Annotated in this window: 13 protein-coding genes and 1 pseudogene; 10 read left to right on the top strand and 4 right to left on the bottom strand. The window is 65.9% G+C overall.

What is annotated here, in order from left to right; genetic code table 11:
- Position 1: 1 nt before the first annotated feature.
- From H276_RS24265 to H276_RS0119675, 3 genes are read left to right on the top strand one after another with little or no spacing between them, the layout of a single operon-like run.
- Positions 2 to 370 (top strand): DUF742 domain-containing protein, encoded by a 369-nt coding sequence (locus H276_RS24265; RefSeq protein ID WP_081625515.1) that lies wholly within the window; start codon positions 2 to 4, stop codon positions 368 to 370.
- A complete protein-coding gene (locus tag H276_RS0119680) occupies positions 351 to 950 on the top strand; it encodes an ATP/GTP-binding protein (RefSeq protein WP_019973002.1) in 600 nt (199 codons plus the stop codon). Before H276_RS24265 ends, H276_RS0119680 begins: the two co-directional genes overlap by 20 nt.
- Before the next feature lie 4 nt (positions 951 to 954).
- Positions 955 to 1521 (top strand): pentapeptide repeat-containing protein, encoded by a 567-nt coding sequence (locus tag H276_RS0119675; protein WP_019973001.1) that lies wholly within the window; start codon positions 955 to 957, stop codon positions 1519 to 1521.
- Between the two features lie 78 nt (positions 1522 to 1599).
- On the opposite strand, the gene H276_RS0119670 is transcribed toward H276_RS0119675, so the two are convergent.
- Positions 1600 to 4233: an FHA domain-containing protein gene (locus H276_RS0119670; protein WP_019973000.1), complete on the bottom strand. Its 2634-nt coding sequence runs from the start codon at positions 4231 to 4233 to the stop codon at positions 1600 to 1602.
- A 77-nt stretch (positions 4234 to 4310) separates the two neighbouring features.
- On the opposite strand from H276_RS0119670, the gene H276_RS25410 reads away from it, so the two are divergent.
- Together H276_RS25410 and H276_RS25405 are read left to right on the top strand one after the other, a co-directional pair.
- Positions 4311 to 5093 carry a hypothetical protein gene (locus H276_RS25410; protein ID WP_231376721.1) on the top strand — a complete coding sequence of 261 codons (783 nt, stop codon included), beginning with the start codon at positions 4311 to 4313 and terminating at the stop codon, positions 5091 to 5093.
- On the top strand, positions 5090 to 6079 hold the full coding sequence (locus H276_RS25405; protein WP_019972998.1) for a PQQ-binding-like beta-propeller repeat protein: 990 nt from the start codon (positions 5090 to 5092) through the stop codon (positions 6077 to 6079). The genes H276_RS25410 and H276_RS25405 overlap by 4 nt, the downstream gene beginning before the upstream one ends.
- On the opposite strand, the gene H276_RS0119660 is transcribed toward H276_RS25405, so the two are convergent.
- A complete protein-coding gene (locus tag H276_RS0119660; RefSeq protein WP_019972997.1) occupies positions 6064 to 6978 on the bottom strand; it encodes a hypothetical protein in 915 nt (304 codons plus the stop codon). The genes H276_RS25405 and H276_RS0119660 overlap by 16 nt on opposite strands.
- Before the next feature lie 143 nt (positions 6979 to 7121).
- Here H276_RS0119660 and H276_RS0119655 point away from each other — a divergent pair, with 143 nt between their 5' ends.
- Together H276_RS0119655 and H276_RS0119650 are read left to right on the top strand one after the other, a co-directional pair.
- On the top strand, positions 7122 to 7973 hold the full coding sequence (locus H276_RS0119655) for a bifunctional methylenetetrahydrofolate dehydrogenase/methenyltetrahydrofolate cyclohydrolase (RefSeq protein ID WP_019972996.1): 852 nt from the start codon (positions 7122 to 7124) through the stop codon (positions 7971 to 7973).
- The gene (locus tag H276_RS0119650) at positions 7970 to 8263 is read left to right on the top strand and encodes a DUF3017 domain-containing protein (protein ID WP_018601689.1); all 294 of its coding nucleotides are present in this window, start codon (positions 7970 to 7972) and stop codon (positions 8261 to 8263) included. Before H276_RS0119655 ends, H276_RS0119650 begins: the two co-directional genes overlap by 4 nt.
- 106 nt (positions 8264 to 8369) lie before the next feature.
- Here the strand turns inward: H276_RS0119650 and H276_RS25725 are convergent.
- A pseudogene (locus H276_RS25725) lies at positions 8370 to 8501 on the bottom strand (hypothetical protein); the annotation flags it as partial.
- A 26-nt stretch (positions 8502 to 8527) separates the two neighbouring features.
- Between H276_RS25725 and H276_RS0119645 the strand changes: the two are divergent.
- The 3 genes from H276_RS0119645 (at position 8528) to H276_RS25400 (ending at position 10361) form a co-directional block, all read left to right on the top strand.
- Positions 8528 to 8869: a hypothetical protein gene (locus H276_RS0119645; protein WP_019972995.1), complete on the top strand. Its 342-nt coding sequence runs from the start codon at positions 8528 to 8530 to the stop codon at positions 8867 to 8869.
- A 240-nt stretch (positions 8870 to 9109) separates the two neighbouring features.
- Positions 9110 to 10153: an endo-1,4-beta-xylanase gene (locus H276_RS0119640; RefSeq protein ID WP_155943184.1), complete on the top strand. Its 1044-nt coding sequence runs from the start codon at positions 9110 to 9112 to the stop codon at positions 10151 to 10153.
- A gap of 4 nt (positions 10154 to 10157) precedes the next feature.
- Positions 10158 to 10361: a hypothetical protein gene (locus H276_RS25400; RefSeq protein WP_019972993.1), complete on the top strand. Its 204-nt coding sequence runs from the start codon at positions 10158 to 10160 to the stop codon at positions 10359 to 10361.
- Between the two features lie 21 nt (positions 10362 to 10382).
- Here the strand turns inward: H276_RS25400 and H276_RS0119630 are convergent, their stop codons facing one another.
- On the bottom strand, positions 10383 to 11714 hold the full coding sequence (locus H276_RS0119630; protein ID WP_026356883.1) for an IS256 family transposase: 1332 nt from the start codon (positions 11712 to 11714) through the stop codon (positions 10383 to 10385).
- Between the last annotated feature and the right edge of the window lie 66 nt (positions 11715 to 11780).

Raw genomic sequence — 11780 nt, 5'->3', positions numbered from 1 at the left:
CATGGATGCGTTTGAACCAGCCGAACGACCAAGTCTTGTCCGGCCTTACACGCTGACGGCTGGCCGGACCGATTCGCGCGTCCACCTGCCGTTGGAAGCGCCGGTAGAGGCACTGGAGTCACCGCCGCGTGAACCGCGCTGGTCGGCTCGCGATGTTCGTGGCCAAATCGTGGAATTGTGCACCGACAGGCCGTCGGTGGCAGAGATTGCGGCACATTTGTCCCTACCTCTCGGCGTGGCGCGCGTGCTTGTGGGGGACCTGGTGGCGCAGGGTTATCTACGCGTACTCACCACCCTCGACGATTCGGCGAGCTTCGACGAGCGCCGCGAGCTGATAGGAAGGACCCTGCGTGGTCTACGAGCACTCTGACCGCGCCGACGGCAGCCCCCGGCGGAGGGCCGCGTCGACGAAGATCGTCATCTCCGGAGGGTTCGGCGCAGGAAAAACGACATTCGTCGGCTCGGTTTCGGAGATCATGCCGTTGCGGACGGAAGCGTTGGTGACCAACGTTTCCGAGGGCGTCGACGCGCTCGACGGCACGCCCGACAAGCGGACCACCACGGTCGCGATGGATTTCGGCAGGATCACCCTCGACGAGGATTTGGTCCTGTATCTGTTCGGCACCCCCGGCCAGCGGCGGTTCTGGTTCATGTGGGACGACTTGGTACGCGGCGCCATCGGTGCGATCGTGCTGGTTGACATCCGCCGACTGCAGGACAGCTTCGCCGCGGTGGATTTCTTCGAGGCCCGCAATCTGCCGTTCATCGTGGCGGTCAACGAATTCGACGACGCGCCGCGACACCCTCCGCAGGCCGTGCGCACGGCGCTCGCATTGCCCGAGCACATTCCGGTGATGACCGTCGACGCCCGGGATCGCAACTCGGCGAAGGCCGCGCTGATCGCCCTCACCGAGTACTCGCTGAGCAGCCTGACCGCGCTGCGCGGCTGAGCCCATGGCGGAGCTGTTCTGGGCCGACGAGGAATTTGTCGGCGTGGATTTTCGTGCCGACGAATACGACGGAGCTCTGAGTCGTCTCCGCACCGAGCGGGTGGTCTTCACCGAGTGTGACTTCAGCGGTGTCGACCTGTCCGAGTCCGAGCATTCCGGCTCGGCGTTTCGCAATTGCACGTTCCGCCGGGCCACGCTGTGGCACAGCACGTTCACCAACTGCAGTCTGCTGGGCTCGGTGTTCAGCGAAGCGCGCCTGCGGCCGATCACTCTCGTCGAGTCAGATCTGACGCTGGCGGTGCTCGGCGGATGCGATCTGCGAGGCGTTGACCTGTCAGACTGTCGGCTGCGCGAGGCCAGCCTGGTGGGAACGGATCTGCGTAAGGCGGTGCTGCGCCGCGCCGATCTGACCGGCGTGCGGGTGCAGGACGCCCGGCTCGAAGAGGCGGACCTGCGCGGTGCCCGCGTCGACCCCACGCTGTGGACCACCGCCAAACTGCGCGGTGCACGCATCGACGTCGACCAGTCGTTGGCCTACGCCGCCGCGCACGGCCTCGTCGTCGGCGGGTAACTTTCTCCCGCCGAGTAGACGCTGCGGTACCCGACACGCCGGGGCTGGCGTACCCGAGTGTCTGCTCGCCCAGGGAACTCAGCTCTTGAGGCGGATCTTCCAGCGCACGAAGCTGACGTAGAAGACCGACAGCGCGGCCAGCATGGCCATGTTGAACAGCCAGGCCCCTTCGGAGTGCTTCCAGAGCGAGTCGGCGGGCATGATCGGCGGTTTCACCAGATCGGTGAGTCCCACCGTCGATGCCGTCGCCGCGAATCCCCAGCGGGCCGGGGTGACCCACGACATCTGGTCCAGCACGGCCCGGCCGGTCACCGGGATCATGCCGCCGGAGAACACCAACTGGCTCATGATCGCGACCACCAGCAGCGGCATGATCTGCTCGCTGGTCTTGGCGACCGATGACAAGGCCAGGCCGACCGTCGCGGCGCAGACGGTGCACGCGGCCATGCCGACGAACAGTTCCAGGGACGCGTTGCCGAGCAGGTTTGCGCCCTGGGTGGGGGCGCCGACACCGATGATGGTGATGGCGGTGACGATGCCCGCCTGGATCACCGCGAAGATGCTGTACACGCAGATCTTGGCCAACAGGTAGGCCGTCGTCGACAACCCGACGGCCTGCTCACGCAGGAAGATCGCGCGCTCGCCGATCAGGTCGCGGATGGTCAGTGCGGTACCCATGAAGATTGCGCCCACGTTGAGCAGCACCAGCACCTGCCCGGGCTGGTTCGGGGCGTCGCTGAGCGGGTTCGGCGGTCCAAAGCCGGTCTCGCCCGGCACCGACAGCGACAGCACGCCCATGATGAACGGCAGCAGCGCCAGGAAGATGAAGTAGCCACGGTCGGAGATGATCAACCGCATCTGGCGGCGCGCGATCGTGGAGAACTGGCGCAAGAGGCTGGTGTGCACGGGCTCGCCGAGGCTCGCCGGCTTGTCCGCGGGCGGGCGTTGCGGTGGCGGCCCGTGGATGGCCAGGTACCGCTGCTTGGCCGCTTCGGGGTCACCCGCGACCGTGCTGAAGATGTCCGCCCAGTTGGTCGTGCCCAGCTCCGCGCTGATCTCGCTGGGCGGCCCGCAGAAGGCGGTCTTCCCGCCGGGCGCCAACAACAGCACCTGGTCGCACACGTCGAGGTAGGTCAGCGAGTGGGTGACCACCAGCACCACGCGGCCGGCGTCGGCCAGCTGCCGCAGCATCGTCATCACCTGGCGGTCCAGTGCCGGGTCCAGCCCCGAGGTGGGCTCGTCGAGGATCAGCAGCGACGGGCCCGTGAGCAGCTCCAACGCCACTGAAGCGCGCTTGCGCTGCCCGCCCGAGAGCTTGTCGACGCGGGTATCGAGATGCTTGGTCATCTCGAGCTCCTCGAGCACCTGCATGACGACCTGTTCCCGGTCGGCCTTGGTGGTGTCAGGTGGCAGCCGGAGTTCGGCGGCGTACATCAGCGCCTGCCGAACGGTGAGCTGGCCGTGCACGACGTCGTCCTGCGGAACCATGCCGATACGGGAGCGCAGCGAGGCGTACTCGGCGTGGACATCGTGACCCTCGAACGTGATCGTGCCGCTGGTCGGATGGGTCAGGCCCGCGACCTGCTTGGCGAAGGTCGACTTGCCGGCGCCGGATGGACCGATCACGGCCGTCAGCGTGCCGGGTCGGGCATCCAGCGAAATGTTGTCCAGCAGGGTCTTGTTGCCCTCGATGGTCCACGTCAGGGCGCGGACCTCCAGCCCACCGGTGCGGGTGTCGGCCTCGGTCTCGCTGCGTCGCACCAGCGTGCCGCCGGTGTAGGTCAGGTCGACGTTGCCGATGGTGACCACGTCGCCGTCGTGCAGGATCGCCGAGTCGACCCGGGCGCCGTTGACGAACGTGCCGTTGATGCTGCGTTCGTCGCGGATCTGGGTGCCCCCGGGCATCGGGAGCAGGGTGGCGTGGTGCCGTGACGCCAGCACGTCGGGAATCACGATGTCGTTGTCGGTCGCGCGACCGATCTTCACCGCTCCTGCAGCCGGTTCGGGTGCCCGGCCCGGCCGCAGGATCTTGAGCATGCTGGTCGCTTTGTTGGCGATCGGCTCGTTGCCGCGCGGTGCCGACACGGCGGGTCCCATAGTGGTCGGGGCCTGCGCAGACGGCGGACCAGTCGGCCGTGCCGGTGGCGGTGGCTGGTAAGACTGCGGGCTGCTGGGATAACCCGTCTGCGGGCCGCTCGGATAGTCCGCTTGCGGGCCGCTGGAGAAACCGGACTGCGTGGCGGTCGGGTAACGCTGCTGCGGGCCCGACGGATAGCCGGGGCGCTGTGCGCTGCCGGGCGGCTGCTGCCAGCCCCCTCCGGTGGGCGCCTGGGTGGGCCAGTTGCCGGATTGTCGTGTGGCGATCGGCACCGCGACAGTCGGCGTGCGGCCCACGTTGCCCTGGTGGTGGCCGACCTCGAAGCTCAGCTGTGGGCCGTCCGGGTTTCCGATGTTGACGACCTGGCCGTCCTGGATATCCACGGAAGGCACTCGGCGGCCGTTGACATACATACCGTTGAGGCTGCCGTTGTCGATCGCGACCCACCGGCCTTGGTCGAACCGCAGCACCAGGTGCGCACGCGAAATCAGCGGGTGAGCGATGCGGACGTCGGCGCGCAGGTCACGGCCTATGACGACATCGTTGCCGGGGGCGAAGGTACGGGTCGACCCGTCGTACCGAACGGTCAGCGCGGGCGGGGCTGGTCGGCTCATCGGGACCAACTCTATCGGTCCGGCCGCATGAATTGCCGCGCCACGGACGCGTGGCGGCGTGTGTGACGATGGCCCGCATGGCCTGGGATGAGGCGACTGAACGAATTCGTGCCGTGCTGCGGCTGGCGGCGACGGTGTGTGCCGGGGTCGCGATGGGGTTGCTGGTGTACGCGGTCGCGCTGGCGTGGTGGAGCCGGTTGGGGCCGCCGCGCCCGCTCGGCCTTGATGCCTGGTTCATCGGCGGTTTGCACCGTTGGGGTGCGGATCTGCCGAGCCGGATCCCGCTCGCAGTGACCGTGGTGGCGCTGCTGTTGATCGCCGCGATGGTCAGTGTTCGGAAGCGTGAGCGTGACGGACGAAATTTGCCGGGCATACCGGTGGTGCTGGTGTCGCTGGCGGTCCTGGTGTTCTTCGCGTACTTCACGCAGGGAATACCGGCGTTCTACCGCACACTCACACAGGCGTATCCGGTGACGCCGGCGCTGGCGGCCGGCGTGGCGGCGTGGCTGCTCTGCGTGGCCGGCGCGATCGCCACCCTGCTGGCCACCGCGGCGTTCGCCCGGCTGGGGCGCGACAGCCTGCGGCTGGTCGCGGTGGGCGTGGTCATCGCGGTGGTCGCCGGGGTCGTGGTGACCGTCGGCGCACTGCGGGCCGGCGACGACGACCGCTTTGTCGACGCGTCCACGGCTGCCACGACCGATGTGCCCGCACTGCCGTCGACGCTCGGCCGCCGCGGATTCGGCCTCACGGTTCCCGGCGCGTTCGACGCCGAGGCGCCGGCGCGATCGGCGGCAAACCGGGGCACTATCAGATCGCCGCCGCTGGAGCCGGCTTTGTCGTCTACACCAACCACCGGGTGACGGCCTACGGCGCCGACGGCACCGAGCGCTGGCACTATGCCCGCACCGGCCAGGGCGATGTCGTCGTCGACGGCATCTCGGTCTACGACAACGGGGCCACCGTGGTGGTCTCCCTGGGCCGGGCATTGGTGGCACTCGACGCTGTCACCGGGGCGAAGTTGTGGACGAGCGCCGACCCCCGGCTACTGGAGGCCGTCGGGCATGCCGGTGACCAGGACGTGCCGTTCCTGGTCTTCCGGGATGTGGCGTCGTGGACTCGGTTCGACACCCGCACCGGCAAATCGGCCTGGACTGTGCCGGATCCGAACCCGCCGGAGTGCGCGGACGGGGAGATCGACGCCGACACGCGCTCGTGGGTGGTGTCGATCGCCCGCTGTATCTCGGCGGCCGGTGTCGACATCCGGCTGATCGCGCTCGACCCTGCCAGTGGTCACACTCAGTGGGACACGACGGTCCTGCATGCGGCGCGCCCGCAGGAACACCAAGACCAAGAGGGGAGATCGCTGGACGTGATCGCCGCGCCCGCCAACTCCGTCGGGGTGTTCCTGCAGTTCGACGGGTTTGGCGCGCCGCGGGCACCGTCGTACGCGAACGTCGCGCAGAAGACGGTCACTGCGTTACCCGAACAAGGGTTCCCACAACCGTCCCAGGGGCCCGGTGACGAGTTCGTCGTCTCCGACCGGCAGTTGACGTTGTTCGGCGCCGACGGCAAGCAACGTTGCACGGTCAATAGGAACGTCAGTGGACTGAACAATCGAGTGCCGGGCCGTGCATCCGGACTGTCCTACCTGGTCTTTCCCCGCAGCTTCCTCGTCGCCGACCGGGGCATCCAGCCGGCGCTGCGCACCTTCGACAGCACTACGTGTGCAGAATCCGGAGCGGTTCCCGTAGCGGCCATCGAGGGCATGGTCCCGGTACCCGGAGCTGTGCTTGTGCTGCGGCGCGATGGGCAGAACCTGCTGATCGACGGTTACCGGGCGGACTGAGGCGTATTGGCCAGCGCGGGTACCGCCTCGGCGGGATATTTGTCGCGGGGCTCCCAGACATCCCAGGTCTGCACCGCCCAGAACAGCGCGAACTGGCCGATCAGGAGGAGCTCGACGAGCAGCAGGCCGAACTCCACATGCTTGACGAGCAGCACCACGGCCAGGACCACCGTGGCCAGCATCAGCACCGCGATCACGGCGTAGAAGCGGGCCCGCTGCTGGCGTCCGGCGGCGCGGGCGTAGCACGCGTGGTAGACCGCGACCATCGTGATCGCCAGAAACATGGCGACCGCGGCGAACGCGTGCGCCCGCGCCATGAACCAGTCCGAGAACAGCGCCAGCGCGCCGATGACCGCGAGTGCGAACAAGGCTTTGGGCAACCACGATTCGGTCTTCAACAGGGCCTTCGCCAGCCACTTCCACAGAGCTGCGGCGGTGGCGCACTCCTCGTCTTCGGCGGTGGGCTCCGGCTGGGGTGGCCGCCATCGGCTCAACGCCAGATACAGCGCGATACCGGCGGCCGCGGCCACGAACAGGGCGATGACGTTGTTGGCGACGCCGCCGAGCGGGTCGGCCACGGTCGGCAGCCAGGGTCGGCAGACCCCGGCACTGTCGGTCGGGATCAGGGCCACGATGACCGCCATGAACCCGGAGAAGTTCAAAAGCGCGTCCTCGGCGGTGCGGCTGCCCTGGTAGGCGACCAGGCAGACGCCGATGGCGCACAGCGCGGCAAGGAACACCGCATGGGTGCGGGTGTAGAAGAACGCACTGATCGAACCCTGCAGACAGCTGCGTGCAGCTGTCAGTACCAGTGACACGATCAGGAACACCACCAGCGCAACGAGACCGACCCGCACGTAGCGGTAGGTCACCATCGCGTCATCGGCGGTTTCCCGCATACCCCTCAGATTGACAGAGAACCCGGCGCTCCGGTGATCACACCGTGGGTGTGGCGGTAAATCGTCGAGCTTGGACGCACTGAACGCGTCCGGAGAACCGTGCACAGCGGGGAGCCCGCCGGGCGGCCTGTCAGAATGACAGGGTGGGTGCGATAACGCTGGATGGTAAGGCCGCGCGCGACGAGATCTTCACCGATCTCAAGGACCGCGTAGCGAAATTGACTGCTGCGGGCCGCACGCCCGGATTGGGCACCGTACTGGTCGGTGACGACCCCGGATCGCAGGCCTACGTGCGCGGCAAGCACGCCGACTGCGCCAAGGTCGGCATCAACTCGATCCGGCGCGATCTGCCCGCGGACATCTCGCAGGCCGAACTCGATGCGACCATCGACGAACTCAACGCCAACCCTGACTGCACCGGCTACATCGTGCAGCTGCCGCTGCCCAAGCACCTCGACGAGAACTCGGCGCTCGAGCGTATCGATCCGGCCAAGGATGCCGACGGGCTGCATCCGACCAACCTGGGCCGGCTGGTCCTCGGTATAGAGGCGCCACTGCCCTGCACCCCGCGTGGCATCGTGCATCTGCTGCGCCGGTTCGACGTGCCGATCGCCGGGGCCCACGTGGTGGTGATCGGCCGCGGTGTCACGGTAGGCCGTCCGATAGGTCTGCTGCTCACGCGCCGCTCGGAAAACGCCACGGTGACGTTGTGTCACACCGCAACCCGGGATCTGGCCGGCCTGACCCGGCAGGCCGACATCATCATCGCCGCGGTCGGCGTGCCGCATCTGCTGACTGCGGACATGATCAAGCCGGGCGCGGCCGTCGTCGACGTCGGGGTGAGTCGGGTCGATGGCAAGTTGACCGGTGACGTGGCGCCCGATGTATGGGAGGTGGCCGGTCACGTGTCGCCGAATCCCGGCGGGGTCGGCCCGCTGACTCGCGCGTTCTTGCTGACCAATGTCGTTGAACTCGAAGAGTCGAAACTGGCGTGACTGTCCAGGAATTCGCCCACAAGCTGTTCGCCCGGCAATGGCCGATCCTCGTGGTCGGGCTGATCTTCATCGCGGCGTTCGCTCTGGTCGTGGCGGGTTACTGGCGGCGCGGTGCGCTGGTCATCGGCATCGGTGTCGGGGTGGCCGCGGCGCTGCGGCTGACCTTGACCGATGACCGGGCCGGCCTGCTGGTGGTGCGTACCCGGGCGATCGATTTCGTCACCACGGCGACCGTCAGCGCGGCGGTGCTCTACATCGCGTGGACCATCGATCCGTTGGGCACCAGCTAGTGGTGTGTCTCGCGTCCGATTGATGTGCAGTCGGGCCACTCGCACGATGTCGCGGTGGCAGTCATCGGATCGGTGAACACGTGCACCAGTGGCCGGCGCACATCACCTAATTGGTTGCTGGTGGTTGGGGTTGGAAGGGTTGGTACCACCACCAGTCGGCGTGTTCGCCGGTGGGTGGGCGGGCCAGCGATCCACTGCTGAGTCGTTTTCCCGCACTATCTGTGAGCCGTCCCGTCGGCGTATGCGGCGATCGGCGGGTACATCGTGACACCGGGAATCATCGATGTGCTGCGTGAACAGGTCCGTCGTTGGTATGACGACAGGTCGGGCGAGATCTATCTGACCGACGCGATCAACAGCTACGCCGGCACGCGTGCCGTTTACGGGCAGGTGCTCACCGGCGCCTGGTACGACACCGGCAACCACACGGACTATCTGATCGCTCAATTCGCCTCAGCAATCACCGATCCCGAGCACGGGCCGGCTCTGCGCAAATTCCTGTCAGCCACTTCTTTCACTACTGCCACTCAAATACCTTCCGTAGCAACACAATCCAGCGCCGCCGAAACCTCGCCCCTCTCCCTGGTCGACAGAATCGCGATCTAACGCTGGTACAACGACGCAATGCATGGGTAAACCACCGCTAAAGCGAGTCGGCGCACCCTCCAGCATCGAAGAAGTGCGGCACAATCAGTTGGTGTGATGCTTGTCGACACGAGGAAAACACTCAGGGCAGCACCCGTTTTCATCGGCGCGTTGGTGATCGGACTCCCCCTCGGGTGCGCCCCTTCGCCGTCCCCTCCCGACCTCACTCAGCAAGCAGCCATCCAGAACAAGGCCTGCGGAATGTCAAACCCCACAATCGCCGACCTGGCCGCCGACCGCGGAAAAACGTTCGGCACCGCGTATCGAAGCACCTACGCTGCCAACGATCCGTGTTACGAGCAGGTCGCTGTCACCGAGTTCAACTCTCTGACAACTGAAATCGGCACGATGATGAACACAGTTCAGCCAGACCCGAAGCGGTTCGACTTCAAAGAAGCCGATGCCGTGGCAGCACTGGCCGAACGCACCGGACGTGACTTCCAAATCCACTCGCTGATCTGGGATCCACTGGACCAACAGCAGTGGAAAATCGTGCCGGACACGATCAAGATGCTCCCGCCGGATCAGCGCCACCAGCTGATGCTCGACTCCATCTCCACCGTCATGGGCCGCTACGCCGGCAAATCGAGCACGGTCACTGTGGTCAACGAGGCGTTCGACCAGATGGGCAATCTCCAACCTACCGTGTGGTGGGACACCACCCACAGCGACCGGTACATCTTCGACGCCTACCGCGCTGCCCGGCTGGCCGATCCAAAAGCATTGTTGTACTACAACGACCACAGTGCTGAGACCCACAGCGACAAATCCAACGCCATCTACGACCTCGTGAAGCGACTGCGAGAAACAACAGTCGACGTCAACATCGACGGACAGCCCACCACCAAGCCGCTCATCGACGGCATGGGATTTCAAGGACACATGCTCGGCGGCAAAGACCAGCAGCCCAGCACCCAAGACATGGCGAGCAACCTGCAACGGTTCGCCGATCTCGGACTCGACATCCGGTTCACCGAACTCGACGTGCGCATTCCCGTCGTCAACGGCAAGGCTGATCCCGCCGATTTGGAACGTCAACGCCAGGTCTACAAGACCATGACCGACCTGTGCCTAGACCAGCCCAAATGCACCGGCATCACGCTCTGGGGTTTCACCGACAAACGGTCCTGGATCACCGACTACCCCGAGTCATTCTCTGGCTACGGGGCCGCGCTGCCCCTCTCGCCGAGATATGAGCGCAAACCTGCGTGGGCCGGAATAACCGACGCCCTAGAGAACCGCTAGGCGCGTGGCCAAGCCGCTTGTTGACAATGTCGAGGAACTTTTCGATTGCATCGGCGGCGGCTGCGGCTCACCACTGGATGTCATCTGCCGTGAATGTGTTGACGCTGATCGTCTTGGCCTTCTGTATGATTCGCTTCTCGCCGCGGTCGTACTCAGCGCGGCACAACTCCGCCCGCAGCAGCGGCGTAAACCGGGACTGTCCGATTAACGGTGTAAGCGGCGTGTTCTGTTAGGCAGTTTCGCTTCCCGGCATGCGGTCGGCGAAGGTGATCGCGAAGGCATTCAGTGCTGGTTTCCAGCGCATCGTCCACCGCTTCTGGCCGGTCCCGGTCGGGTCCAGTGACCGGGTGACCAAGTATAGGCATTTCAAGGCGGCCTGCTCAGTCGGAAAATGTCCACGGGCCCGGATCGCACGGCGATAGCGGGCATTCAAGGATTCGATGGCGTTGGTTGAACAGATCACCTTCCTTATTTCAGTGTCGTAGTCCAGGAACGGAATGAACTCACTCCACGCGTTGCGCCACAACCGAATTGCTGCCGGATAGCGCTGTCCCCATTCGGCTTCGAAGGCATCCAACGCCGCCGCGGCGGCCTCGGCGTTGACCGCGGTATAGATCGGCTTGATGGCCTTGGCGATCGCATCACGATGCTGGCGCCCGGCGTAACGGAACGTCCCGCGGATCAAGTGAATGACACACGTCTGCACGACGGTGTCGGGGAACGCCGCACCCACCGATTGCGGCAGTCCTTTGAGGCCGTCGCAGACCAGGAAGAAGATGTCGGCCACGCCGCGGTTCTTCAGTTCGGTCAGCACCGAGAGCCAGTACTTGGCCGACTCGCCGTCACCCTCACCTGCCCACATACCCAGCACGTCACGATGGCCGGCCAGATCTACCCCGATGGCCGCGTAGATCGGCCTGGGACCGACCTGGCCGTCGCGGATCTTGACGTGCAGAGCGTCGATGAACACCGCGGCATACACCCGCTCCAGTGGACGCGTATGCCAGGCTGTCATTTCCTCGACAACGCGATCGGTGATCCGACTGATGGTGTCCTTGGAGACCTCGGCGCCGTAGATGTCGCTGAAATGGGCGCTGATCTCGCCTGTGGTCAGCCCACGGGCATACAGCGACACGATCACCTCGTCGACGTCGGTGAGGCGCCGTTGGCGTTTCTTGACGATGTGCGGTTCAAAGGTGCCGGCCCGGTCGCGGGGCACGTCGATCTCGATATTGCCGCACGAGTCGGTGAGTACGGTTTTCGAGCGGGTTCCGTTGCGGGAGTTACCGCTACCGTGACCCGCGGGGTCGTGGCGGTCATACCCCAGATGCTCGGAAAGCTCCTCATCCAACGCGGTTTCGATGACCGTCTTGGTCATCGCCTTCAACAGCCCACCCGGGCCGGTCAGTGCAACACCGGCCTCCCGGGCCTGGCGCACCAGCTCCCGGGCCACCTCGAGTTCATCGACCTCACGGCCGCGCGGGATATCAATCGCCGCCGGAGCGGGATCGTCATAGTCATTCTGCGATGGCTCCACAGCCACGACAGTCTCGGTCATCAGGTGACCTTTCCGCCCCCGACACACCGGGGGCTTTAAGGCCACTTACACCGTTACTGCGACACTCCC

The organism is Mycobacterium sp. 141 (genome assembly GCF_000382405.1).
Lineage (GTDB): Bacteria > Actinomycetota > Actinomycetes > Mycobacteriales > Mycobacteriaceae > Mycobacterium.
The sequence above is the reverse complement of the archived record's forward strand: the minus strand, read 5'-3'. Positions and strand labels throughout refer to the sequence as shown.

Excerpts from the sequence above, each read along its gene's own strand:
- H276_RS24265 (WP_081625515.1), top strand. The coding sequence starts at position 2 with ATGGATGCGTTTGAACCAGCCGAACGACCAAGTCTTGTCCGGCCTTAC.
- H276_RS0119675 (WP_019973001.1), top strand. The coding sequence starts at position 955 with ATGGCGGAGCTGTTCTGGGCCGACGAGGAATTTGTCGGCGTGGATTTT.
- H276_RS0119670 (WP_019973000.1), bottom strand. The coding sequence starts at position 4,233 with ATGAGCCGACCAGCCCCGCCCGCGCTGACCGTTCGGTACGACGGGTCG.
- H276_RS25410 (WP_231376721.1), top strand. The coding sequence starts at position 4,311 with ATGGCCTGGGATGAGGCGACTGAACGAATTCGTGCCGTGCTGCGGCTG.
- H276_RS0119660 (WP_019972997.1), bottom strand. The coding sequence starts at position 6,978 with ATGCGGGAAACCGCCGATGACGCGATGGTGACCTACCGCTACGTGCGG.
- H276_RS0119640 (WP_155943184.1), top strand. The coding sequence starts at position 9,110 with ATGTCAAACCCCACAATCGCCGACCTGGCCGCCGACCGCGGAAAAACG.